The organism is Streptomyces sp. CB02980 (genome assembly GCF_014451325.2).
Taxonomy (GTDB): Bacteria; Actinomycetota; Actinomycetes; order Streptomycetales; family Streptomycetaceae; genus Streptomyces.
Window position 1 is genome coordinate 92762 of sequence record NZ_JACSCH020000005.1, and the last position, 23851, is coordinate 116612.

22 protein-coding genes and 6 tRNA genes are annotated in these 23851 nt (G+C 72.4%); 12 read left to right on the forward strand and 16 right to left on the reverse strand.

Translation table 11 applies throughout. From position 1 onward, the window contains the following. Positions 1 to 124: 124 nt before the first annotated feature. The 3 genes from E0F75_RS12875 to pgsA form a co-directional block, all read right to left on the reverse strand. Complete coding sequence (locus E0F75_RS12875) at positions 125 to 1276, reverse strand: glycosyltransferase family 4 protein (RefSeq protein WP_187622655.1); 1152 nt, start codon at positions 1274 to 1276, stop codon at positions 125 to 127. Next, positions 1273 to 2223, reverse strand: coding sequence for a phosphatidylinositol mannoside acyltransferase (locus tag E0F75_RS12880; protein WP_187622918.1), 951 nt, complete (start codon positions 2221 to 2223; stop codon positions 1273 to 1275). The genes E0F75_RS12875 and E0F75_RS12880 overlap by 4 nt, the downstream gene beginning before the upstream one ends. 170 nt (positions 2224 to 2393) lie before the next feature. Continuing rightward, a complete protein-coding gene (pgsA, locus tag E0F75_RS12885) occupies positions 2394 to 3056 on the reverse strand; it encodes a phosphatidylinositol phosphate synthase (RefSeq protein ID WP_030316221.1) in 663 nt (220 codons plus the stop codon). Positions 3057 to 3331: 275 nt separating this feature from the next. On the opposite strand from pgsA, the gene E0F75_RS12890 reads away from it, so the two are divergent. Then, positions 3332 to 5527: an elongation factor G-like protein EF-G2 gene (locus tag E0F75_RS12890; protein ID WP_187622656.1), complete on the forward strand. Its 2196-nt coding sequence runs from the start codon at positions 3332 to 3334 to the stop codon at positions 5525 to 5527. A gap of 197 nt (positions 5528 to 5724) precedes the next feature. Beyond that, positions 5725 to 7383, forward strand: a complete 1659-nt coding sequence (locus E0F75_RS12895; RefSeq protein ID WP_187622657.1) for a hypothetical protein — start codon at positions 5725 to 5727, stop codon at positions 7381 to 7383. A gap of 96 nt (positions 7384 to 7479) precedes the next feature. On the opposite strand, the gene E0F75_RS12900 is transcribed toward E0F75_RS12895, so the two are convergent. Then, positions 7480 to 8043, reverse strand: a complete 564-nt coding sequence (locus tag E0F75_RS12900) for an HIT domain-containing protein (RefSeq protein ID WP_187622658.1) — start codon at positions 8041 to 8043, stop codon at positions 7480 to 7482. A gap of 65 nt (positions 8044 to 8108) precedes the next feature. On the opposite strand from E0F75_RS12900, the gene E0F75_RS12905 reads away from it, so the two are divergent. Continuing rightward, positions 8109 to 8822 (forward strand): potassium channel family protein, encoded by a 714-nt coding sequence (locus E0F75_RS12905; protein ID WP_187622659.1) that lies wholly within the window; start codon positions 8109 to 8111, stop codon positions 8820 to 8822. A gap of 16 nt (positions 8823 to 8838) precedes the next feature. Here E0F75_RS12905 and thrS read toward each other — a convergent pair whose 3' ends face one another. The 3 genes from thrS to E0F75_RS12920 all read right to left on the reverse strand — a co-directional run bounded on the left by thrS (position 8839) and on the right by E0F75_RS12920 (position 12851). Continuing rightward, entirely contained in the window at positions 8839 to 10815 is a 1977-nt protein-coding gene (gene thrS, locus E0F75_RS12910) for a threonine--tRNA ligase (protein ID WP_187622660.1), read from the reverse strand. Positions 10816 to 10965: 150 nt separating this feature from the next. Continuing rightward, positions 10966 to 12285 (reverse strand): hypothetical protein, encoded by a 1320-nt coding sequence (locus tag E0F75_RS12915; protein ID WP_187622661.1) that lies wholly within the window; start codon positions 12283 to 12285, stop codon positions 10966 to 10968. After that, the gene (locus E0F75_RS12920) at positions 12285 to 12851 is read right to left on the reverse strand and encodes a DUF4365 domain-containing protein (protein ID WP_073914755.1); all 567 of its coding nucleotides are present in this window, start codon (positions 12849 to 12851) and stop codon (positions 12285 to 12287) included. Before E0F75_RS12920 ends, E0F75_RS12915 begins: the two co-directional genes overlap by 1 nt. Before the next feature lie 121 nt (positions 12852 to 12972). Between E0F75_RS12920 and E0F75_RS12925 the strand changes: the two genes are divergently transcribed. Then, entirely contained in the window at positions 12973 to 13701 is a 729-nt protein-coding gene (locus tag E0F75_RS12925; protein WP_187622662.1) for a 3'-5' exonuclease, read from the forward strand. A 67-nt stretch (positions 13702 to 13768) separates the two neighbouring features. On the opposite strand, the gene E0F75_RS12930 is transcribed toward E0F75_RS12925, so the two are convergent. Further along, positions 13769 to 13840, reverse strand: a tRNA-Val gene (locus E0F75_RS12930). Positions 13841 to 13879: 39 nt separating this feature from the next. Then, positions 13880 to 14326, reverse strand: coding sequence for an SRPBCC family protein (locus tag E0F75_RS12935; RefSeq protein ID WP_187622663.1), 447 nt, complete (start codon positions 14324 to 14326; stop codon positions 13880 to 13882). 92 nt (positions 14327 to 14418) lie between these two features. Between E0F75_RS12935 and E0F75_RS12940 the strand changes: the two genes are divergently transcribed. Then, positions 14419 to 16986, forward strand: coding sequence for an SCO7613 C-terminal domain-containing membrane protein (locus E0F75_RS12940; protein ID WP_187622664.1), 2568 nt, complete (start codon positions 14419 to 14421; stop codon positions 16984 to 16986). Between the two features lie 58 nt (positions 16987 to 17044). Here E0F75_RS12940 and E0F75_RS12945 read toward each other — a convergent pair. Continuing rightward, positions 17045 to 17119: transfer RNA gene (locus tag E0F75_RS12945), tRNA-Val, on the reverse strand. A gap of 54 nt (positions 17120 to 17173) precedes the next feature. Then, positions 17174 to 17596, reverse strand: coding sequence for a TIGR02611 family protein (locus E0F75_RS12950; RefSeq protein WP_187622665.1), 423 nt, complete (start codon positions 17594 to 17596; stop codon positions 17174 to 17176). 190 nt (positions 17597 to 17786) lie between these two features. On the opposite strand from E0F75_RS12950, the gene E0F75_RS12955 reads away from it, so the two are divergent. Beyond that, on the forward strand, positions 17787 to 18200 hold the full coding sequence (locus E0F75_RS12955) for an SsgA family sporulation/cell division regulator (RefSeq protein WP_015032345.1): 414 nt from the start codon (positions 17787 to 17789) through the stop codon (positions 18198 to 18200). 191 nt (positions 18201 to 18391) lie between these two features. Next, positions 18392 to 18949, forward strand: a complete 558-nt coding sequence (locus tag E0F75_RS12960) for a CGNR zinc finger domain-containing protein (protein WP_187622666.1) — start codon at positions 18392 to 18394, stop codon at positions 18947 to 18949. 77 nt (positions 18950 to 19026) lie between these two features. Here the strand turns inward: E0F75_RS12960 and E0F75_RS12965 are convergent, their stop codons facing one another. Both E0F75_RS12965 and E0F75_RS12970 read right to left on the reverse strand, forming a co-directional pair. Next, the gene (locus tag E0F75_RS12965) at positions 19027 to 19191 is read right to left on the reverse strand and encodes a hypothetical protein (RefSeq protein ID WP_187284004.1); all 165 of its coding nucleotides are present in this window, start codon (positions 19189 to 19191) and stop codon (positions 19027 to 19029) included. Positions 19192 to 19313: 122 nt separating this feature from the next. Beyond that, positions 19314 to 19763, reverse strand: coding sequence for a hypothetical protein (locus E0F75_RS12970; protein ID WP_229312659.1), 450 nt, complete (start codon positions 19761 to 19763; stop codon positions 19314 to 19316). A 136-nt stretch (positions 19764 to 19899) separates the two neighbouring features. Here E0F75_RS12970 and E0F75_RS12975 point away from each other — a divergent pair, with 136 nt between their 5' ends. Next, the gene (locus E0F75_RS12975; RefSeq protein WP_187622667.1) at positions 19900 to 20415 is read left to right on the forward strand and encodes a DsbA family protein; all 516 of its coding nucleotides are present in this window, start codon (positions 19900 to 19902) and stop codon (positions 20413 to 20415) included. A gap of 43 nt (positions 20416 to 20458) precedes the next feature. Here the strand turns inward: E0F75_RS12975 and E0F75_RS12980 are convergent, their stop codons facing one another. From E0F75_RS12980 to E0F75_RS12990, 3 genes are read right to left on the reverse strand one after another with little or no spacing between them, the layout of a single operon-like run. Continuing rightward, entirely contained in the window at positions 20459 to 21298 is an 840-nt protein-coding gene (locus tag E0F75_RS12980; protein ID WP_187622668.1) for a GNAT family N-acetyltransferase, read from the reverse strand. A gap of 55 nt (positions 21299 to 21353) precedes the next feature. Further along, positions 21354 to 22184: an aminotransferase class IV gene (locus tag E0F75_RS12985; RefSeq protein WP_187622669.1), complete on the reverse strand. Its 831-nt coding sequence runs from the start codon at positions 22182 to 22184 to the stop codon at positions 21354 to 21356. Continuing rightward, entirely contained in the window at positions 22181 to 23248 is a 1068-nt protein-coding gene (locus E0F75_RS12990) for a chorismate-binding protein (RefSeq protein WP_187622670.1), read from the reverse strand. The genes E0F75_RS12985 and E0F75_RS12990 overlap by 4 nt, the downstream gene beginning before the upstream one ends. Positions 23249 to 23480: 232 nt before the next feature. On the opposite strand from E0F75_RS12990, the gene E0F75_RS12995 reads away from it, so the two are divergent. The 4 genes from E0F75_RS12995 to E0F75_RS13010 all read left to right on the forward strand — a co-directional run bounded on the left by E0F75_RS12995 (position 23481) and on the right by E0F75_RS13010 (position 23850). Continuing rightward, positions 23481 to 23553, forward strand: a tRNA-Gly gene (locus E0F75_RS12995). 39 nt (positions 23554 to 23592) lie between these two features. Further along, a tRNA-Cys gene (locus tag E0F75_RS13000) sits at positions 23593 to 23666 on the forward strand. Position 23667: 1 nt separating this feature from the next. Beyond that, a tRNA-Val gene (locus E0F75_RS13005) sits at positions 23668 to 23739 on the forward strand. A 39-nt stretch (positions 23740 to 23778) separates the two neighbouring features. Further along, positions 23779 to 23850, forward strand: a tRNA-Val gene (locus tag E0F75_RS13010). The last annotated feature ends 1 nt before the right edge of the window (position 23851 follow it).

Here is a 23851-nt window from a genome sequence, read left to right on the forward strand (position 1 = left end):
GGACGGGCGGTGGAGCCGAAGGCACCGGACCGGCGGTGGGGCAGAAAGCACCGGACGGGCGGTGGGGCAGAAAGCACCGGACGGGCGGTGGCCCGGCGGGTGCCTTCGGCCCCGCCGGGGGTGCCTACAGGCCCAGTCTCGCGCGGAGGCCCACCCGTTCGTCCGTGTCCACCGCCGCCGCCCCGTCCGTCACCGTCTCGTACACCGCCAGGATGTCCGCGCCGACCGTCGTCCAGTCGAAGCGGCGGACGTGGGCCGAGCCCCGGACGCTCAGTTGCGCGCGGCGCTCCTCGTCGCCGAGGAGTCGGATCGCCGCGTCAGCGAGCGCGTCCGGGTCCTCGTTGGTGAAGAGTTCGCCCGCCGACCCCTGGTCCAGGACCTGTGCGAACGCGTCCAGGTCGGAGGCGAGCACCGGCGCTCCCGCCGACAGCGCCTCGACGAGGATGATGCCGAAGCTCTCGCCGCCGGTGTTGGGCGCCACGTACACGTCGACGCTGCGCAGCAGCCGCGCCTTGTCCTCGTCGCTGACCATGCCGAGGAACTCCACCCGGGAACGCATCTCCCGGGGCAGCGAGGCCACCGCCTCCTCCTCGTCCCCGCGCCCGGCGACCAGGAGCCGCGCCCCGGGCCGCTCGGTGAGGATCCTGGGCAGCGCCCGCATGAGGACGGGCAGGCCCTTCCTCGGCTCGTCGATGCGCCCGATGAAGCCGAGCGTCTCGCCCTGCCACTCCTTCTTCGGCTCGGCGCGCGCGAAGAAGTCCACGTCGACCCCGTTGGGGATGACGACGGCGTCGCCGCCGAGGTGCTCGACCAACGTGCGCCGCGCGTACTCGCTCACCGCGATGCGGGCGCTGATCTTCTCCAGCGCCGGCTGGAGGATCGGATACGCGGCGATCATGGCCCGCGAGCGCGGGTTCGACGTGTGGAAGGTGGCCACGATCGGCCCCTGCGCCGCCCAGCAGGTCAGCAGCCCGAGGGACGGCGAGGTCGGCTCGTGGATGTGGACGACGTCGAAGGTGCCGTCGTGCAGCCAGCGGCGCACCCGCGCCGCCGAGAGGAAGCCGAAGTTGAGCCGCGCCACCGAGCCGTTGTACGGCACGGGGACGGCCCGGCCCGCCGACACCACGTACGGCGGCAGCGGCGTCTCGTCGTCGGCGGGCGCGAGGACGGAGACCTCGTGGCCGAGCCTGATGAGGTGCTCGGCGAGGTCACGGATGTGGAACTGGACGCCGCCCGGCACGTCCCACGAGTACGGGCAGACGATCCCGATCTTCACTCGCCGCGCTCCCCGCCCCGCTCGGTACCCGCGGTCCCGGCGGCCGCGTCGGCCTCCGGGCGTTCCTCCAGGTCAGCGAGCCACAGTCGTTGCAGCATGTGCCAGTCCTCCGGGTGGTCCGCGATGCCGGTGGCGAAGACGTCGGCCAGCGCCTGTGTCATCTCGGACGTCTTCTCGGCCCGCGTACCTGACTCGGGTACGTCGATCGGCGCGTGGATGCGCCCCCGCATGACCGATGTGTCGTCGTACCAGAGCGTCACCGGCAGGAGCACCGCGCCCGTCTGCTGGGCGAGGATCGCCGGTCCCGCCGGCATCCGCGCCGTGTCCCCGAAGAACGTCACCTCCGTGCCGGAGGCGGACAGGTCGCGGTCGGCGACCAGGCAGACCAGGCCGCCCGCCCGCAGACGCCGCGCCAGCGTGCCGAAGGCGGAGCCCCCGGTGTGCGGGAGGACCTCCATGCCGAGGGACTCGCGGTAGGCCACGAAGCGGTCGTACAGCGTCTCCGGCTTGAGCCGCTCCGCGACCGTGGTGAACGGCACGCCGAGGCAGCGGGTCACCCACACGCCCGCGAGGTCCCAGTTCGCCAGGTGCGGCAGGGCCAGGACGACCCCGCGCCCGGCGGCGAGGCCCTCCTGGAGGTGCTGGACGCCCTTGATGTCCACCTCGCGCTCGACCCGCTCCTTGCTCCAGGTCGGCAGACGGAAGGACTCCATCCAGTACCGCATGTACGAGCGCATGCCGGCCTTCGACAGCTCGGCGAGCCGCTCGGGCGTGGCGTCCGGCACCACGCGCGCGAGGTTGGATTCGAGACGCAGGACGCTCTTGCCCCGTCGCTTCCACGTGAGGTCGGCGATCCGCCGGCCGAGGCCGGCGGCCACCGGCTCGGGCAGCTTCTTGACGGTCGCCCAGCCTGCCCCGTACAGCCCGTCGCTCAGTCGTTCCTTCAGCGTGCTGCCCGCGGACGTGCCGCCCTGGGACGCAGCTTCCTTGGGTGTGCCGCCTTGGGACGCACCTTCCTTCGGTGTGCCGTCCGGGGACGCGCCGTCCTTCGACGCGCCGCCCTCCGGCATGCCGTCCTCGGGCGTGCCGTCCTTCGACGTGCCGTCCTTCAACGTGCTCATGTCGTCGCCCCGCTCCCACCGGCCGCGGCGGCGTCCGCCTCGGCCGATTCCCGTCGTACGGTCACGACACGCTGGCCCAGCGTGACGGCGCTGCCGACGGCCACGATCCACAGCGCGATCGGCAGCAGGACCTCGACCCCGGGGACGCCGAACGTGTGCAGCCCGGCGAGGCCGGCCGCGACGAGCGAGATCACCAGGCGTTCGGCGCGTTCGATCAGACCGTTGACGGCGACGGGCAGGCCAATCGATTCACCTCGGGCCTTCGTGTACGACACGACCTGACCGCTCGCCAGGCAGAAGATCGCCACGGCGCACAGCACGTTGTCGTCGCCCTTGCCCGCGTACCAGAGCGCGAAGCCGCCGAAGATGGCGCCGTCGGCGACCCGGTCGAGCGTCGAGTCGAGGAAGGCGCCCCATCGGCTGGAGATCCCCGCCTGCCGGGCCATGTTGCCGTCGACGAGGTCGGAGAAGACGAAGAGGGTGATGACGATGGTGCCCCAGAAGAACTCCCCGCGCGGGAAGAAGACCAGTGCACCGGCCATCACTCCCGCCGTGCCGATGAGCGTGACCGCGTCGGGACTGACGCCCCTGCGGAGCAGAAACGCGGCGAACGGTGTGAGGACACGCGTAAAAAATGCACGCGCGTACTTGTTCAGCATGGCCTTCCCGAGGTTCGGTGGGCCGCGCGGCCCCTACGACCACCGGCTCACCCATCGTAGCCACGCGCGCCCCGGCGTACGGGCGGCACCCGCCCCACCGCGTCCGCGTCCCCCGCGAGGGCCCTCCCCGTGTACGACGTATGGACGCCTCCTTGCGTCGGTGCAAAGCTCGAAGGACCACCGCGGGCACCCGCCGGAGCCGTACCGCGACACACCACTCCCCCGCGGCACCCGTCGTACCGGCGCACCGTGCGAGCAGTCGGGAGGAACACATCATGGGTGACAAGGCGAACACGGCCGCCGGAGCCGCCGGCAGGGCTTTGACGGCCGACCGGCCCACGGCCGTACGGAACGTGGTGCTGGTCGGCCACACCGGATCAGGCAAGACGACCCTGGTCGAGGCGCTCGCGCAGACGGCCGGGGCACTCAACCGGGCGGGCCGGGTCGAGGACGGCGGCACCGTCTCCGACTACGACGAGATCGAGCACCGCCAGCATCGCTCCGTACAGCTCTCCCTCGTTCCGGTCGGCTGGGACGGGTACAAGATCAACCTCCTCGACACCCCCGGGTACGCCGACTTCGTCGGGGAGCTGAGGGCCGGTCTGCGCGCGGCGGACGCGGCCCTCTTCGTCGTCTCGGCCGCCCAGGAGGCCGACGCCGTCGCCGCCTCGACCCGGATGATCTGGGAGGAGTGCGCCGCCGTCGGCATGCCCCGCGCCATCGTCGTCACCCACCTCGACACCGCCCGCACCGACTTCGGCGAGCTCACCGAGGTCTGCGCCTCGCTCTTCGGCCGCGACGACCCGGACGCCGTCCTGCCCCTCTACCTCCCGGTGCGCGGCGAGGAGGGCGCCGACGGGCACGCGCCCGCGACCGGCCTGGTCGGCCTGCTCTCGGAGCGGATCTTCGACTACTCGACGGGGGTACGGCGGGAGAACCCGCCCGACGAGGGCCAGCGGGAGCTGATCGCGGAGGCCCGCGCCCGGCTGATCGAGGGGATCATCGCCGAGAGCGAGGACGAGACCCTGATGGACCGCTACCTCGGTGGCGAGTCGATCGACGTGAAGACGCTCGTCGACGACCTGGAGAAGGCCGTCGCCCGGGGCACCTTCCACCCGGTGCTCGCGGCCGCACCGGCCGCCGACGGCGGTACGCAGGGCCTGGGCACCCTCGAACTCCTGGAGCTCATCACCGGCGGCTTCCCGTCCCCCCTGGAGCACGAACCGCCCGCCGTGACCACCCCGGACGGGCAGCCCCGTCCGCCGATCACCTGCGACCCCGAAGGCCCGCTCGTCGCCGAGGTCGTGAAGACCGCCGCCGACCCCTATGTGGGCCGGGTCTCCCTGGTCCGGGTCTTCTCCGGCACCCTGCGTCCGGACGAGACCGTCCACGTCTCCGGTCACGGCCTGGCCGACCGGGGGCACGAGGACCACGACGTCGACGAGCGGATCGGCGGCCTCACCTCTCCCTTCGGCAAGCAGCAGCGGCCCATGGCGCACTGCATCGCCGGGGACCTCGCCTGTGTGGCCCGGCTGGGGCGCGCCGAGACCGGCGACACGATCTCCGCGAAGGACGATCCGCTGCTGATGGAGCCCTGGAGCATGCCGGAGCCGCTGCTCCCGCTGGCCGTCCAGGCCCATGGGAAGGCCGACGAGGACCGGCTCTCGCAGGGCCTCGCCCGGCTGGTCGCCGAGGACCCCACGCTGCGCCTCGAACAGAACCAGGACACCCGGCAGGTGGTCCTGTGGTGCCTGGGCGAGGCCCACCAGGACGTCGTCCTCGAACGCCTCCGCGGCCGGTACGGGGTCCAGGTCGACGCCGTGCCGTACAAGGTGTCGCTGCGCGAGACCTTCGGCGGCGCCTCGGCGGGCCGGGGCCGGCACGTCAAACAGTCCGGCGGCCACGGCCAGTACGCCATCTGCGAGATCGAGGTGGAGCCGCTCCCGCCGGGCAGCGGCATCGAGTTCGTCGACAAGGTGGTCGGCGGCGCGGTCCCCCGGCAGTTCATCCCCTCCGTCGAGAAGGGGGTACGGTCCCAGGCCGCACGCGGCGTCGCCGCCGGCTATCCGCTCGTCGACATCCGGGTCACCCTCAAGGACGGCAAGGCCCATTCGGTGGACTCCTCCGACGCCGCGTTCCAGACGGCCGGGGCGCTCGCGCTGCGCGAGGCGGCGGCCGAGGTCGCCGTCCACCTCCTGGAGCCGGTCGCCGAGGTCCAGGTCCTGGTGCCCGACGAGTACGTCGGTCCCGTGATGAGCGATCTGTCGGGGCGGCGGGGCCGGGTCGTCGGCACCGACCAGGCCGGTCCCGGACGGACCCTGGTCCGGGCCGAGGTGCCGGAGATCGAGATCGGGCGGTACGCGATCGATCTGCGCTCCGTGTCGCACGGCACCGGACGGTTCGACCGTGCGTACGCCCGGCACGAGCCGATGCCTCCGCACCTCGCCGAGAAGGTCCGCGAACAGGCCTGAAAGGGCGCCTGGTTGAGGGAGTGACACCGGAGTGACAGCGGTGAACGTTCGCCCGGCACATGTCGGGCGAACGTCATTCGGCCTCGATGTCCACAGGCGGTGACGCACACGACGCCACCCGGTTACGCTGTGGTGCCCAGCTCAGAAGGTGTGCGGGGCGCGGCAGTTGGGAACAGCCCGCACAGGTAACCGCGGCGATGGGGGCGGCAGTGGCGATCGATGGCTTCGGACCCGGGGCGCAGGTCCCCCTCATGGGCACGGGCGGCGGTACGGGGGCGACGAACGCGCTCGCGTCCGCCGCGTACCGCGACAGCCCGCTCGACACGATCCAGCAGGCCGACAACGACCTCTACAAGACGACGCTCAAGGCCGGGAAATGGGAGAAGCTCTTCCGCCCCGACCTCGGCGAGGCCTTCTCCCGCGCGGTCCAGGTCCGCATGCTCGGCGGCGGCCGCAAGGCACTCATCCAGTCCTTCGGCGCCGAGCCGCAGCCGGTCGTCGAGCACTGCCTCGCGGCCACCCACATCCGCCGCCGGCGCGATGCCCAGCTGACCCTGGTCACCTTCGTCTGCGGCATCCTCTTCCTGCCCGGCCTGCTGCTCTGGCTCGGCGTCATCCAGCTGCGCCGCCTCGCCGCCGGCTCCGAGAACAAGCGGACGAGCGTCGTCGGCACCGTCCTGCTGTGGGCGGCGGGGATCTTCGCCGTGCTGGTGCTGCTCAAGCTGCCCCTCGACGGGATCCTGCCGAACTATCTGCGCGCCATGCTCGTGGCCCCGGTCATCGGCTGGTTCCTGGCCCGCCGGATCTGCGACCGGTCCGCCGTCGACCTGCGGGAGCGCTGGACGGGTCTGCTCAGCGGCGGTGGCGCGGGGCCCCAGGTCCCCAAGTCCGTTCCGCAGGACCCCGGCGAGAAGTCGGCGGAGGAGCTCCGGCTGAACCTGGAGAAGCTCTCGGCCGAGCAGCAGTCCAACATCGCGTTCTACGCCGGGCCCAAGGGCATCCTCGGTCTGGGCACCCGCTGGGGCAGCTGGACCCTCGCCGAGGAACTCCTCCCCGTGGCCGGCCGGGAGATCCACGACTTCCGCGCCTGGGACGTCATCCGCAAGATCCACGACCAGCTCGCGCTCCTGGAGCGCGGCTCCCTCAAGACCGGTTTCCCGAAGCCCACCGTCAAGCACTGGGTCGTCTCCGCCGTCGGCGAGGGCGCCGACGAGGTCACGCGGCCCGAGGGCGACACCATCGTCCACTTCCAGGTCAAGCCGCACGAGATACAGCGCATCTGCAACGACCAGCAGTTCGGCGCCGGCAACCGCCACTACCTCGGCGTGCAGTTCACCCTCTGGGACGGGAACCTCGTCCTCACCATGATGGTCACGGTGACCTCGCTCCACCACACGCTCAGGATCGAGGTCACCGGTCACGCGCTCGGCCCCGTGCACGGCCTGTTCACCACGAAGCCGAAGGCCAAGACCAAGGAGGTCTCGAAGGCGGTCCGCTTCTGGGAGACGAAGGAGATCCAGCAGCCGCTGCTCACCACCGACGACATCGTCCGGCTGGCGGTGCGCGCCCCGCTCACCTGGTACCCGCCGGTCCTGGAGTTCCTCGGCGGCAAGATGGTGCTGCCCGAGCCCTTCGGACTGCGGCACGTCTGGGCCGGTCCGCTCTGGAAGAACCGCTTCATGGCCGACGACGCCATAAGGATGGCGACGCCGGTGCTGCGCGCTGTCCACTCCGCGACCCTGAAGTTCCTCGACGAGCACAACGTGGACACGGAGCGCTTCACCAACCGCTCGCTGGTCCTCAGCGGCGGCATCCAGGAGCCCGGCCCCAAGAAGGCCGACGTCTACGACGCGTGACGGGGCCGTACGCGAGGGGCCGGGCGACGGCCTTGACCGGTCCGTACGGCGAAGGGCCCGGGTCCACTCCTGTGGCCCGGGCCCTTCGCGTACGGATCAGATGGTGGCCGGCCAGGCGTCGGCCAGCATCTTCCGGGTGTCCGCGAGGAGCTGCGGCAGCACCTTGGTGTGCCCGACGACCGGCATGAAGTTGGTGTCCCCGCCCCAGCGCGGCACCACGTGCTGGTGCAGATGGGCGGCGATCCCGGCGCCCGCGACGGCGCCCTGGTTCATGCCGATGTTGAAGCCGTGCGCGCCGGAGGCCGCCCGCAGCGCGACCATGGCGCGCTTGGTGAAGTCGGCGAGCTCCGCCGTCTCCGCCGCGTCCAGATCCGTGTAGTCGGCGACGTGACGGTAGGGGACGACCATGAGGTGACCGCCGTTGTACGGGTACAGGTTGAGGACCGTGTACACGCTCTGGCCCCGGGCGATCACCAGCCCGTCCTCGTCCGACTTCGACGGAATCGAGCAGAACGGACAGCCGTCCTCGGCGCCCGGCCCGGTCGGCTTGTTCTCGCCCTGGATGTACGCCATCCGATGAGGCGTCCACAGGCGCTGGAACGCGTCCCGCGTCCCCACTCCGATCTGCTGCTCCGGCTCAGTCGTCATGCTGTGCAGCATATTGCGTCGCCCGTTCGGAACGTGTCGCCGGGGCAGAAGATCCATGCAGCGGCCATGCTGATCCGATGAGCGACAGGTCACCGAACCCGCCCCGGCTGGAACGCTGGGATCGCCGTATGGAGGCACCGCTCGCCGTGGCCTCCGTGGTCTACCTGGCCGGCTACGCGGTCCGCGTCCTCGCCCATCGCCACCTCTCCCAGGGCTGGCTCGACCTCATTCTCGTGGCCACCCTCGCCTCCTGGGCCCTCTTCGTCGCGGACTACGGGGTACGGCTCCGGCTCAGCGGCCTCGGCCCGCTCCGCTTCCTCCGCACCCATCTCCTCGACACGGTGGTCGTGATCCTGCCGCTGCTGCGGCCGGTGCGGATGGTCAACATCTACAACCAGATCCAACGCCGCCACGACCAGCCGCGGCTCGGCCTCTACGCGCGCGTGATGGTCTACTCCGGCCTCACCGTGGCCCTGCTCGGCTTCGCGGGCGCGCTCACCGTCTACCGGTACGAGGCGGACGCCCCCGGCGCCACGATCGTCACCTTCGGCGACTCGGTGTGGTGGACGTGCGCCACGCTCGCGACGGTGGGGTACGGGGACGTGGTGCCGGTGACGCCCATCGGCAGAGTGGTGGCGGTGGGCGTGATGGCCTGCGGCCTCGCCCTGCTCGGCGCGGTGACGGGTTCGTTCTCGTCCTGGCTGATCCAGGCGTTCAGACGGGAGGACGAGAAGGACGAGGGGACGGGGGAAGGGGGAAGGCCCCCGGGGGATTCCCCGGGGGCCTCCTGAACTCGCTCCGGAGTCGTCAGACCTGGACGCGGTCCTCGACGATCTTGGCGATCTTGGCGATGGCCTCGTCGACGGGGATGCCGTTCTCCTGCGAACCGTCGCGGTAGCGGAAGGAGACAGCGCCGGCGGCCATGTCCTCGTCACCCGCGATGATCATGAACGGGACCTTCTGCTTCTGCGCGTTGCGGATCTTCTTCTGCATCCGGTCCGAGGACGAGTCCACGTCCACCCGCAGCCCCTGCTTCTTCGCCTTGGCGGCGAACTCGTGCAGGTAGTCGACGTGCGCGTCGCCGATCGGGATGCCGGTCGCCTGGACCGGGGCCAGCCACGGCGGCATCGCGCCCGCGTAGTGCTCGAGGAGCACCGCGAAGAAGCGCTCGATCGAGCCGAACAGCGCGCGGTGGATCATGACCGGGCGCTGCTTGGTGCCGTCCGGGGCGGTGTACTCCAGGTCGAAGCGCTCCGGCAGGTTGAAGTCGAGCTGCACGGTCGACATCTGCCAGGTACGGCCGATGGCGTCGCGCGCCTGCACCGAGATCTTCGGGCCGTAGAACGCGGCACCGCCCGGGTCGGGGGTCAGCGGGAGGCCCTGCTTCTCGGCGACCTGCTGGAGGACCGCGGTGGCCTCCTCCCAGATCTCGTCCGAGCCGACGAACTTCTCCGGGTCCTTGGTGGACAGCTCCAGGTAGAAGTCGGTCAGACCGTAGTCGCGCAGCAGGTTCAGGACGAAGGTGAGGGTCTTGTCGAGCTCCTCCGCCATCTGCTCCTTGGTGCAGTAGATGTGCGCGTCGTCCTGGGTGAAGCCGCGGGCCCGGGTCAGGCCGTGCACGACACCCGACTTCTCGTACCGGTACACGGTGCCGAACTCGAACAGGCGCAGCGGCAGTTCACGGTACGAACGGCCGCGCGCGTCGAAGATCAGGTTGTGCATCGGGCAGTTCATGGGCTTGAGGTAGTAGTCCACGCCCTCGTCGAGCTGCATGGGGGGGTACATGCCCTCGGCGTACCAGTCGAGGTGACCCGACTTCTCGAACAGCTTGCCCTTGGTGGCGTGCGGCGAGTAGACGAACTCGTAGCCCTCCTCCTCGTGGCGCTTGCGCGAGTAGTCCTCCATGACCCGGCGGATGATGCCGCCCTTGGGGTGGAAGACGGCGAGGCCGGAGCCGATCTCGTCCGGGATGGAGAAGAGGTCAAGCTCGTTGCCCAGCTTGCGGTGGTCGCGCTTCTCGGCCTCGGCGAGGAAGTCGAGGTGGGCCTTCAGCTCGTCCTTCGACGGCCAGGCGGTGCCGTAGATGCGCTGGAGCATCGGGTTCTTCTCGCTGCCGCGCCAGTAGGCGGCGGCGTTGCGCATCAGCTTGAACGCCGGGATGTTCCGGGTGGTGGGCAGGTGGGGACCGCGGCAGAGGTCCTTCCAGCACAGGTCGCCGGTCTTGGCGTCGATGTTGTCGTAGATGGTCAGCTCGCCGCCGCCCACCTCGACGTTCGCGCCGTCGTCGGTCGACGCGGAGCCCTTGATGCCGATGAGCTCCAGCTTGTACGGCTCGTCCGCCAGCTCGGCGCGGGCGTCCTCGTCGGTCACCACACGGCGGGCGAAACGCTGGCCGCGCTTCTGGATCTCCTGCATCTTCTTCTCGATGACCTTGAGGTCCTCGGGAGTGAAGGGCTTCTCGACGTCGAAGTCGTAGTAGAAGCCGTCCCGCACCGGCGGGCCGATGCCCAGCTTGGCCTCGGGGAAGAGCTCCTGCACGGCCTGGGCCATGACGTGCGCGGTCGAGTGGCGCAGGATGTCGAGACCGTCCGGGGAGGAGATCTCGACGCCCTCGACGACGTCGCCGTCGGAGAGCTCGTACGACAGGTCCTTCAGCTCGCCGGCCACGCGGGCGGCGATGATGGTGCGGTCGTCGGCGAACAGGGCGCCGGCGGTGGTGCCCGCGCTCACCGCCCTCTCCTCTGCTTCCGAGGCGGACTGGACGGTCACACGGACTTCAGACACAGGTACTCCGTACATAGGGGCGCAAGCAGACACGAGGTGCCGGCGCCGGCGGTGCGCGACAGGTACGAGGTGCCGCGCACGGCCGATCCTACCGAGGCCACCGGGCCGCCCGCGAAACGGTTTCCCGCCCGCCGGGCCCCGCCGCGCGCCTCACCCCTCGTCCGGCCCGCACGCCTCCTCGAAGAAGTCGAGATTCTCCTGGAGGGACTTCATCAGCCGGTCCCGTTCCGTCTCGTCGACCTGAACGGGGACAACGCCGGAGGCGTCCGTGAGGCGGCGGAAGCCGCCCCGGCTCTCCAGCCGGCCCACCACCCGGATCGGGAGCCCGACGAGATGGGCGTGGCCGGCGGTGCGGTACGCCTCCTCGTCCAGGCTGACCCGGACGTGGGGGACCTCCGCCCCGCCGAGCACCCGGAGCCGTACGGTGCCCTCGCCGCGCGGCCCGGAGCGGCGCATGCGGACGACGGCGCCGGTCAGCCTGACCGGTACGGAGGGCTCGTCGGTCAGGTAGCGGGCGCTCGCCTCGCGCAGCGCGGGCAGGTCGCCGGGCGAGAACTCGACCGGTTCGGGCCGGGCGGCGCAGCCCTCGGGAGCCCCGGCGGACGGGGCCCACTCCAGGGCGACCCTGGCTCCCTCGGTGCCCCGCACCAGGGCCACGAGCGCCTCGGTGAGTTCGCGGCTGACGCCCGCCTCGACGGCCGTGTCGAAGGCCTCCATGCCACCCGTGGCCCGCTGGTAGTCGGTGGCCTCGCGGGCCGCGTGGAGGGCGTGGTAGAGCCGGACGGCGATCGGGCGGCCCGGTGCGACGGGCAGGAACGCGGTGAGCCCGCGCCCGCCGGGCGCCGCGCCGACGACGACGGTCTCCAGGGAGGCCTGGGCGGGGCGCCGGTGCCGGGCCCCGTAGTAGCCGGCCCTGCCCCGTACGGCGAGGGCGCCGGCGAGGAGGAGCTGGCGGGCGGCGGACCTGAGCTGTTCCTGCACGGTCCAGGGGACGATGCCGGCCGGGCCCGGGGGCACGTCACGCCACCAGCGGATCTCGTCGCTGGGCACGGCGAGGCCGGTGAGGACCTCGCGGGCGGAGGGCGTGGCGCTGTGGGCGAGGGCGGTGAGCGCCTCGCCGAGCAGGTCCTCGCAGTCCGGGAAGGCGCGGCTCTCCGGCACGAGCAGGCTGGTGCCGGTGCCGCTGCCGGGCGGGGTCCAGCGGCTGTAGCGCCCGGCCGCCCCGCCCCGCCGCCGCCATCCGTGGCGGGCGAGCAGGGCGCCGAGGACACGCGGGTCGACCCTGCCGGGGTCGGGTGTGCCCTGGCTGTCTGCCCAGGGGCCGGCGGGCGGGGCCGGGACCCCGGTCCAGGGCCCGGGGGTGTCCCCGGGCGCCGGATGGGGGCGGTAGGGCGGAGGAACGGAGACGGGGCCGTGTCCGGCCCCGCTCCCCTCGTCCCCGAACCTCGGTTCGTCGATCGGTCGGTGCATCAAGGTCTCCCTCCCACGCCGACCCGGGTCATGATCTCGCAGAGCGCCCGGTCGTCGAAGATCCGTGCCGTCGGTACGCGCACGGTGGTCCGGCGCTGTCCCGTGACCGGGTGTCCGGCCAGGTTGATCCAGTAGCAGCAGTGCCGCAGGTCGAGCCGGTCGTGGCTCGCTCTCAGCCAGTCCTCCTGTGACCTCGGGACGAGCATCACGACGAGGATCTTGTGCACGGACACCGGGGTCCTGGCGAGCTTCACCAGGTGGTCGTTGTCGAGGGTGAACGAGAAGGTCTTCCCGGGCGGGCGCGGCGGTATCTGGTAGGTGCACTTGAGCTGCACCTTGATGGTCACCTCGTCGTCGACCGTGTGGCCGGGCGAGCCGTGGCTCACGTGCCAGTCGATGCCGTTGTCCGGAAAGGGCTGGGACAGCGAGCAGCCGGCCGCGGCGGCGACGGCGTGCAGGTATCCCACCTGGAGGGTCTCCATGCAGGCGGTGGTGGCGAGTGAGCCGCGCGTCGGTGCCAGCCGCTGGGGCGGCAGCCCTCCCGACTCGGGCTGGGCGAGCGCCATGTCGTTTTCCTTCCCCGTCCCTTCTGTTGTGACCGGTCCGCGTACGGCGCAAACAGTCCGGGTATCACCGTTTCGGGGCAGGGGGTTGGCCATCTGCCGCACGTGTGCAGGGAGTTCAGGGATGACGATGCACTGGTACGAAGGGCCCCTGGCCGCTTTCGACACGGAGACCACAGGAGTCGACGTCGAGGGCGACCGGATCGTGTCCGCCGCCCTCGTCGTACAGGACACGGTGGGGGCGCGGCCGCGGGTGACGCGGTGGCTGGTCAATCCGGGCATACCGGTGCCCGAGGGGGCCACCGCCGTGCACGGACTGACGGACGATCACCTCCAGCGGAACGGCCGGTGGCCGTCTCCGGTGATGGAGGAGCTGGCGCGCGCGCTGGCGGAGCAGAGTGCGGCGGGGCGTCCGCTGGTGGTGATGAACGCGCCGTTCGATCTGACGATCCTCGACCGCGAGCTGCGCAGGCACCGGGCGTCCACGCTCGGCGACTATCTGGGGGCCACCCCGCTGTGCGTCCTCGACCCGCGGGTCCTGGACAAGCATCTGGACCGCTACCGGAAGGGCCGCAGGACGCTCACGGACCTGTGCGCGCACTACGAGGTGGAGCTGGCGGGCGCGCACGACGCGGCGGCGGACGCGACGGCGGCGCTCGATGTCGTACGGGCGGTGGCGCGGCGTTTCTCGTCGCGGCTGGAGCGCCTGACGCCGGCGGAGCTGCACACGCTGCAGGCGGTGTGGCACGCGGCTCAGGCGCGGGGCCTCCAGGCGTGGTTCACCCGGCAGGGGACACCGGAGACCGTGGACCCGTCGTGGCCGCTGCGGCCGGAGCTGGGCACGGCGGCGTGAACCGGGCCCGGGGGCCCGGCACATGACAGAGGCCGGTCCGTCTTTCGACGGACCGGCCTCTACCCGGTGGGCGATACTGGGATCGAACCAGTGACCCCTTCGGTGTGAACGAAGTGCTCTCCCGCTGAGCTAATCGCCCGGGAACGGGTTGAACCATACAGGCCTTCAAGCCCTTCGTTCAAACCGCTCGCAGGTGAGCCGCGATCCCCCGCCTCCCACCCCGCATCATCAGGGCGTGGTTGGCGCGGAAGACGGGCCGCCCGGGGACGGCGAGGGCGCGCAGCAGCCGGGCCCGCACCTCGACCTCCTGCTCGTACAGGACGCGGGTGCCGGTGCCTTCGGGGGTGAGGGTCCAGCGGACCCAGCCCTCCAGGTCGCCGCCGAGTCCGACCTCCAGGACCCGGGCCACGGGGTCGCTGCGCAGGGCGCGGGCGGTGACGACGAGGTCGTACGGGAGCAGGGAACGGAAGCGGGCGGTGCCGGTGGTGTCGTCGACGGGGACGACCTCGCGGACCTGGGGCCACCAGCGCGGGTACTCCTCGGCGCGCTCCAGGACGGCGTAGACGGCGTCGGGTGGGGCGGCGAGCCGCCAGACGCTGCGGAAGCGGTACCGGCACCAGTCCATGCCCCCAGTGTGGACGTACTCAGACCGCGGGAGCCGGAAGATGAGTATCCGGACGCATTCCCGCCCGGTGTGGTGGGGGCCACACTCCGGGCATGGACAACTCCCTGCCGCCCGCGGACGAGCTCGCGCTCGTCGACCGTGAGCTGGCCCGACTCGACGCACACCGGTCCCAGTTGCTGGCCCGCCGGGCGTGGCTGCTCCGGGTGCTGTACGCGCCTGCGGCGTCGACGGCGCCCGGCCCGTTCCCCCCGGCACCCGGCCCGCGTCCGACGGCTTCCGGCCCGCGCCCGACGGCTTCCGGCCCGCGCCCGACGGCTTCCGGCCCGCGCCCGCCGGTGGCGGACTCGACGCCGCGGAGCGCGCAGAACGTGCTGCTGACGCTCGGCGGCACGCTGCTGACGATCGCGGCGATCGCGTTCACGCTGGTGAGCTGGGGGTCGATGGGGATCGGCGGCCGTTCGGTCGTCCTGTGCGTGGTCACCTCGGCCGCGCTGGCGGCGCCGGTGGCGCTGCTGCGCCGGAGCCTGGTGTCGACGGCCGAGTCGGTGGCGGCGCTGGGTCTGGTCCTGATGGTGCTCGACGCGTACGCGCTGCACCGGGTGGCACTGCCGGAGGCGGACGGCCTCGGGTACACGGCGGTGGCCGCGGCGGTGCTCGCGGGCGCGTGGACGGCGTACGGCTCGGCCCTGTCCCGGCTGCGGATCCCGCTGCCGGTGGCGGTGGTCGCGGGGCAGCTGCCGCTGCCGCTCGGCGTGCTGGCCGCCGGGGGCGGCCCGACGGTCTTCGCGTGGGCGGCGCTCGTCACGGCCGCGGCGGACGGCGCGGTGATCCTGTGGACCCGCCCGGCCGCGGTCCGGATCACGGCGGCCGTGGGTGCGACGGCACTGGGCGGCTGGGCGCTCCTGACGGGCGGCTGGCTCTCGCTCACCTCGCCGTGGAGCGGCGCACCGCTGCTCCTGGCGGCCGCGGCGCTGACCCTGTACGTGGCCCGGCGCCTGCCCACCCTCGCGGTGGCGGCCTCGGCCGTCGCCGGCCTGGCGGCGGTCGCGGCGGCGGGCGGCCTGCTCCGCCCGGCCGTCCCGACGGACTGGACCGTGCCGGTGTACGTCCTGTGCGGCCTTGCGCTGGCGTCGGTGTGGCGCCTGAGCCCGGCCGGGGACGGAGCGGCCGAGGAGACCGGGAGGCGGCTGCCGGGCGGCGTCCGGCTCGGGCTCGCCGGCGCGGGTGGCGGAGTCGCGGCGCTCGGGGTCGTCTGGGCGCTGCCGCCGGTCGCGGTCGGACTCCTCGGGCCCATGGCCCGGACGACGGAGGTGTGGTCCGGCGAGCACGCCGGGCGGGCGCTGACCTCGTACCCGGGGACGGCCGTCCTCGTCCTGGCGGTGGCCGCCGCCGTCCTCGTGGCCGTCCCCCGGCTGTGGGCCCGCTGCGGCGCCCTCGCCCTGGTCTGGGCGCTGCTCACGGCACTGCCGGTCTCCCTCGGTCTGCCGTACGCGGCGACGCTGCCCCTCCAGCTCCTGACGACCGCGGCGGCGCTCGGGTGCGCCGTCCGCCCCGGCCCGATGGCGCGCGGCCTGCGTCGCCCCGAACCGGCCGAGGGCCGCGGCACGCCGGAGCCGGAGCCCTCCCCCGCCGCGCCCGGCGCCCCCTGGGGCGCCTGGGCGCCTTCCCGGCCCCGCCCTCAGGCTCCCGCCACGGAGCCCGGGACCGTCCTGGGGTGGATCGCGTACGCCGGTGGTCTGGCCTCCGCCGTGAGCGCGGTCGCGCTCGCTCTGGACGTGCGGGAGGCCACGTTCGCGACGCTCGGGGCGCTGCTCGTGCTCCTCGTGGGCGTGGCGGCGCTCGGGGCGGGCGCGCGCCGGGTGGTCGCCGCCTGCGCCGCGGTGCTCACCGCGACCGGGCTCGTGGTCGCGGTGGCCGCCGCCGGCGGGTTCGAGGACCACTGGACGGCGCTCGCCCTGCTGCTCGTCCCGGCGGCGACGGCCGCCGTCGGCGCCAAGGCCCGCCCGGTGGCCCTGCCGGTCGAGATCACCGGTGCGGTCGTGGCGCTCCCGGCGTTCGCGCTCGCCGCGTCCCGGCCCGCGTTCCTCGCGCTCGCCCTGGCCCTCGGCGGGGTGATCGCGGCGGCGACGGCCGTGCGCCCCGAACGGCGGCGGTTCGCCTCGTGGACGGCGGCGGTGCTCTTCCTGCTGGCCACCTGGGTGCGGCTCGCGGTGTGGGAGGTCACGACCCCGGAGGCGTACACCCTGCCGGTGACCGTGCCGGCCCTCGTCGTCGGCTTCCTGCGACGGCGCCGGGACCGGGAGGCCTCGTCCTGGACGGCGTACGGCCCGGGTCTCGCGGCGACGCTGCTGCCGAGCCTCGTCGCGGCCTGGACGGACCCGGAGTGGCCGCGGCCGCTGGCCCTGGGGGTCGCCGCCCTCGTCGTGACCCTGCTCGGCGCACGGTTCCGGCTCCAGGCGCTCCTGGTCCTCGGCGGCTCGGTTCTCGCCCTGGACGGGCTGCACGAGCTGGCGCCGTACGTGGTGCAGGCGGTGGGTGCGCTGCCGCGCTGGCTGCCGCCGGCCCTCGCCGGGCTCCTGCTGCTCGCGGTGGGCGCCACGTACGAGCAGCGGCTGCGGGACGCCCGGCGGCTCCGGGACCGGGTCGCGCGGATGCGGTGAGCGGACGGGGTACGCCGAAGGCCCGAGACGATGTTCCGTCTCGGGCCTTCGGACCGGGTGGTGGGCGATACTGGGTTCGAACCAGTGACCCCTTCGGTGTGAACGAAGTGCTCTCCCACTGAGCTAATCGCCCCGGTGCACCGCAAACATTACCGCATGTCAGCGGGGCTCCCGCACCATCCCAGGGTCACTCGTCGATCTTCCACGGCATGACGAAGCCGAACTTCCAGAGGTAGATGCCGAGCAGGGCGGCGATGATCACCAGGCCGACGCTGGTGAGGATGATGTTCCTGCGGCGGACCTTGGGGTCGAGTGCGCGCTGTGCGGCCTCCGTGACCTTGCGCTTGGTCCAGCGGAGCACCAGCTGCGCCCAGACGAACTCGGTCGCCCAGATCGCCATGCCGCCGAAGATGACCAGCCAGCCGGGCCCCGGGAGCGGCAGCATGACCACTCCGGCTCCGACCACGGCGAGTCCCACGATGAAGACGCCGACCTGCCAGCTCAGATGGAGGCCTCGTCGGGACTTGATGAACTCCGGTGCGCGGGATCCCAGTTCGGCTTCCTGGCCGTCTGCGGACTCCCCGGTGCGCTCGTCACTCTCCGCATTCATGGTTCCCAACTTACCGGAAGCGGAGCCCTCACCGGAATGGCGGTATTACCGCAGGTCACACGCCCCCGAACGAGCTACCTGAACGATCACAAAACCGACAGAGGGGTTTACAACGGCACCTGAGGTGGCATGTCGATTTCGCCGACGTGCGAATCCCCGAGCGCACACTGAGCGAAAGGCCCTGGCGCTTATGAACACCACGGTCAGCTGCGAGCTGCACCTGCGCCTCGTTGTGTCGAGCGAGTCCTCACTGCCTGTACCCGCGGGCCTGCGGTATGACACGGCCGATCCGTATGCCGTGCACGCCACCTTCCACACCGGAGCCGAGGAGACGGTCGAGTGGGTCTTCGCCCGCGACCTTCTCGCCGAGGGGCTGCACCGGCCCACCGGCACGGGCGACGTCCGCGTCTGGCCGTCCCGGAGTCACGGTCAGGGAGTCGTCTGCATCGCGTTGAGCTCCCCCGAGGGAGAAGCCCTGCTCGAGGCCCCGGCGAGGGCCCTGGAGTCGTTCCTGAAGCGGACCGACGCCGCCGTGCCACCGGGCACCGAGCACCGGCACTTCGATCTCGATACGGAGCTCTCCCACATCCTGGCCGACAGCTGAGCCAGGCCGAGAGCCGCACGGCGCCGTCCGACTCGGGGCGACGGCGCCGCGCGGGCAGCCACATAGGCACGACACCGGCGCTCCCCACCGCGCAGCCGGCGCGGTGGAGGGCGCCGTTGTCCTTTTCCCGGTCGCGCTAAAGTCAGCGCCATTCCGCGGGCGCCCGCCCGCGGCCGGCCAGGGAGCGAATCGTGCTGATCCCCCACGACACCCGGATCGCCCTCGACACAGTCGTCGATCTGATGAACACCGCGCCGCAGGGCGACCGGGCCGACGAGCTCGCGGACATCCCGGGGCTGCGTACCTTCGTACACGCGCACAAGATCAGCGACGTGGGCGACCTCGGTCCGGCCGATCTGCGGGCCGTGCGCGCGGTGCGCGAGAAGTTCGCGGCGGTCTTCTCGGCCCCCGAGGCCCGGATCGCGGCCCCCCTGATCAACCAGCTGGTGGCGGGTGCGGGGACCACGCCCCAGCTCACCGACCACGACGGCTACGACTGGCACGTGCACTACTTCGCGCCGGGCGCCTCGGTGGCCGACCACCTCGCGGCCGACTGCGGCATGGCGCTGGCGTTCATCGTGGTGGCGGGCGAGCAGGAGCGGCTGCGGCGCTGCGAGGCGCCGGACTGCGGCCGGGCCTTCGTCGACCTCTCCCGCAACCGCTCGCGCCGCTACTGCGACAGCCGCACCTGCGGCAACCGACTGCACGTGGCCGCGTACCGGGCGCGCCGCAAGGAGGCCGCGGGCTGAGGCGCCCGCCGGGCTCGGGGCCGGGGCTGAAGCCGGGCCCGGAGCCGGGGCCCGGCCCGCGACCGGACCCGGGGTCGTCACAGGACGAAGAGATCGTGCACGGCAGCCATGAGCAGCAGACAGCCGATCACCCCGAGAAAGATCATCAGCGGGGGCTGGGAGAGCGCGAACAGACAGCCGCGCGGCTCTTCGGCAGGGGCATCGGTGGCGGCGGGGACGGTCTCCCGCGAGGTATCCAGCATCTCGGGGGGATGATCGCGCACGCGGGACCCGGGAAATCCCGCAACACGCCCCACCGCAAGGGCTGTTCACCCCTTCCCGTGGATCGCCGGACGATCACGGGAACGGGAACGGCCAGAAGCGGTCAGATTCCGTGCTTCTTCAGAATCGCCTCGATGTCGCTGAAGTCCTCTCCGGCCGGCGTGCCGGTCCGCGGCTTCGCCGTCACGGCACGCGAGGGCGACGACGCCGCCGGGGCCACGGCACCCGGCTCCGCCCCGCCGGTGGTCTCCTTGCGGCCGCCCCGGCGCCGCTCCACGGCCCGGGTGGACATGAAGAGCAGCCAGGCGGCGCCCAGGACGCCGAAGCCGGCCCAGGCGACCGGGCTGAACGCCGTGTCCACGAGCCATTCGACGGCGCCCGTCATCACCAGACCGACCGGCACCAGGGAGTAGGCCGCGATCCGGGCAGCGGACAGGAACCGCTTCCGGTACGCCGTGATCGCGGCGATGCCCAGGCCCGCCACGGACACCGCGGAGCAAATGGTCTCGGCGAGCATGCGGTCCTCCAGGTCCGGGTGATACGTCCCTTCCATCCTGCACCGGTGAGGCCCTCCGCGGCCACGCCCCGGGCCCGGTCTCAGGGAGATCTCCGGGTCACCCCACCCGGATCTCCTCCCCAGGTCCCGGTCGGGAGGCACCCGCTCCTCCCTGGTGAGGGAGACTGCTGTCATGAGTGACTCCACCACCGCACCCGCCTCCCCCGTCGTCCTCGAGGCGTGGTTCGACCTCCAGTGCCCCGACTGCCTCCAGGCCCTCGACGACGTCCGCGCGCTCCGCGAGAAGTACGGCGACCGGCTCGACGTACAGCTGCGGCACTTCCCGCTCGCGAAGCACAAGCACGCGTACGCCGCCGCTCAGGCCGCCGAGGAGGCCTTCGAGCAGGGCAAGGGCTGGCCGTACGCGGAGGCGCTGCTCGCCAGGACCGCGGAGCTGGGTGAGCGGGGCGAGCCGGTGCTCATGGAGATCGCCTCCGAACTCGACCTGGACGCCGAGGAGTTCGACACGGCGCTGATCGACGGCCGGCACCTGCTGACCGTCGACGCGGACGAGGCCGAGGGCAAGGCGATCAAGGTCACCGGCACGCCGACCTATGTGGTCGACGGCGAGCGACTGGACGGCGGCCAGAGCCAGGACGGTCTGCGCGAGCGCATCGAGGAGATCACCGACCGCCTCCTGAAGGGCTGAAGGGACGAGGACCGGACCTGCGACCGCGCCCTCCCGACCGCGCCTACAGCAGCTCCTTCGCGCTGTTGACGTAGGTCGTGCGGTAGCCCAGCGACTCGTAGAGCCGGATCGCCGGGGTGTTGCCCGCGAAGACATGCAGTCCGAGCAGGGTCTCCCCGGCCTCGCGCGCGACCCGCTCGGCGAGCAGCATCAGCGCCCGCCCGTAGCCGTGCCCGCGGTGCGCCTCGTCGACCTCGATGTCGTACACGAAGGCCGCCCAGCGGCCCGGCTCCAGCTCGATCCGGCCGGTCCACAGGAAGCCGGCGGGCCGGCCGTCCCGGACGACCACGTGGATCGCGACGCCGGGGGTGGCGAGGCCCTCCGGGAGGTACTTCGCGTGGCTGCTCTCGGCCTTGGCGCGGGCCTGCTCCTCGGGCACACCGCGGTCGGTCCAGCTCCGCGCGAAGCCCTCCTTGGCCCGCGCCTCCCACGCCCCGTACTCGGCCTCGGTCATCGGCCGCACCTCGACCCCCGCCGGCAGGGCAGGCGGCCCGGCGGGCAGTTCCTTGACCATGTTCCGGCTGCGCTCGGTGTAGCCGAGCGAGCGGGCCATCCGCAGCGCCGGTCCCGCGTCGGCGGGCACGGAGATCTGGACCTCGACGCAGCCCCAGCCCCGCAGCACCTCCTCCGAGGCCAGCGCCGCGACCGTGCCACGGCCCCGCCCCCGGTCCGGCTCGCGGACCCCGAGGCGGCTGATCACGCCGGAGGCGGCGCCGAAGCCCGGGTCGGTGGAGAGGTGCACGGAACCGACGCGACGGCTGTTCACGCACACGTCGTAGGTACGGGAACGGCCGCCGTCGGGCGTCTGCTGAAGCGGCTCGGCCGGCCGCAGGGTGGTGGTCATCAGTCGTGTTCTACCCACCCGGAGGCCGCCCGTCATCAGGTTTTGCGCGAGGCGGTTACGCGAGGCGCGGATCCCGGTCCCGCGCGGCGTTCTCGTCGAAGATCCGCATGGCCTTGGCGGTGACCGGGCCGGGCGCCGGCGACAGCTCGCGTCCGTCGACCCGGTGCACGGCCTGGACGTCGCGGAGCGTCGAGGTCAGGAAGATCTCGTCGGCGCTCTCCAGGACGTCCAGCGGCAGATCGGTCTCCTGAGCGCCGGTCCACTCGACGGCGAGGGCGCGGGTGATGCCCGCGAGGCAGCCGGAGGAGACGGGCGGGGTGAGGATCCGGCCGTCGACCACGACGAAGACGTTGGAGCCGGTGCCCTCGCAGAGCTGCCCGACCGTGTTGGCGAAGAGCGCCTCGGAGGACCCTTGCTCGCGCGCCCGGGCGAGGGCGACCACGTTCTCGGCGTACGAGGTGGTCTTGAGCCCGGTGAGGGCGCCGCGTTCGTTGCGCGTCCAGGGCACGGTGATCACCGCGGTGGAGTCGGCGCGACGGCCGGTCTCGCCCAGGCCGACGACCAGGCTCGCCCCCGCGTCACCGCGCTCCGAGCCGAGCGGGGAAAGGCCCCCGGTGTACGTGATGCGGAGCCGGCCGAGCTCCATCGGGTTCGCCTCGAGGACGGCGGCGCAGGCGCGGCGGACCTCGTCGAGGTCCGGGTCGGGCAGGCCGAGACCGCGGGCGGAGCGGGTGAGGCGCTCCAGGTGGAGGGTGAGGGCGAAGGTCTCGCCGCGCACCGCCTTGACCGTCTCGAAGATGCCGTCGCCGACGGTCAGTCCGTGGTCCAGTACGGAGACCAGGGCGGTCTCCGCGTCGTGCAGCCCGCCGTTGACCCAGATTTTCATCGAGAAGTGGCCTTTCCGGTCGCCTCGAGGGCGCCTGACTCGTAGGCGCCCGACGCTATCGCGACCAGCCGGGACGCCTTCAGCTCGGTCTCCTCCCACTCGCGCTCCGGGTCGGAGCCCCAGGTGATCCCGGCGCCGGTGCCGAAGCGGAGCACGCCCTCGGGGCGGTCGATCCAGAAGGTCCTTATTCCGACGGCCAGCTCCGCCGTGCCCGCGTCGGCGTCGACCCAGCCGAGGCCTCCGCAGTACGGGCCGCGGGGGGCGGCCTCCAGGGCCTCGATGATCCGCAGGGCGCTGGACTTGGGCGCGCCGGTCACCGAGCCGGGCGGGAAGGTGGCGTCGAGCAGCTCGGGCCAGCCGGCGTCCTCGCGCAGCAGGCCGGTGACCGTGGAGACGAGGTGGACGAGGCCGGGGTGCTCCTCGATCGCGCAGAGGGCGGGGACGGCGACGGAGCCGGTCTCGCTGACGCGTCCCAGGTCGTTGCGGACCAGGTCGACGATCATCACGTTCTCCGCGTGGTCCTTGGGGAGGAGGTCGGCGGCGGTGCGGCCGGTCCCCTTGATGGGACCCGAGGAGATCAGGGCGCCCTCCCTGCGGAGGTAGAGCTCGGGAGAGGCGGTGGCGATCTCCACGCCGTGCGCGGGCAGCCGGATCGTTCCGGCGTAGGGGGCGGGGTTGCCCCGGGCGAGGAGCGCGGTGAGCGCGTCGACGTCGGCGGCGGCCGGGTCCGGCAGCGGCGCGGTCAGCACCCGGCAGAGGTTCGCCTGGTAGACCTCGCCGCGCGCGATGTGCTCGCGTACGCGCCGGACGCCCGCGATGTACGCGGCGCGGTCGAGGGAGGACGTCCAGTCACCGGCGGCGGGGCCGCGCCAGCCGCCGGGGACGGGCGCGGGGACGGGGTCGGGCCGCACGTCCCCGAAGCGGGCGCAGGTCAGACGCCCCTCGAAGTCCGCGCAGACGGCCCAGAAGCCTGCGGAGTCCAGGGCTTCGGGGTCGTGGGTGACGTCCCGGAGGTCGGTCGCGAGGAGGCCGCCGAAGCGGGCCAGCGGAGCAAGGTCGTACACGCATCGAGTCTAGGTCCGCCGGAGGAGGGACACCGGGGCCCGGGCGACGGGGGCTCCCCGCCACCCGGGGAACACGGCGAGTGAACGTGGCGCGAACCCTCCGGGACGCCCGGCCGGGCACCCGGATCGGCGCGCAGGTCAGCACGCTGCGGAAACGCGTTTTTGTGCTGGCCCAGGAATCCGCTAGAGTTCAACACGTCGCCGGGACGCGCAAGCGAAACGGAAACGACAAGCGGACGTGGCTCAGTTGGTAGAGCATCACCTTGCCAAGGTGAGGGTCGCGAGTTCGAATCTCGTCGTCCGCTCGATGTGGGGGATCTTCCCGAACCCCTGTATTCACTCCTGGTGGAGTGGCCGAGAGGCGAGGCAACGGCCTGCAAAGCCGTCTACACGGGTTCAAATCCCGTCTCCACCTCCAAGCGCGATTAGCTCAGCGGGAGAGCGCTTCCCTGACACGGAAGAGGTCACTGGTTCAATCCCAGTATCGCGCACGCAGAACAACCGAAGATCCGGTCCGTATGGACCGTCCCGCGCGATTAGCTCAGCGGGAGAGCGCTTCCCTGACACGGAAGAGGTCACTGGTTCAATCCCAGTATCGCGCAC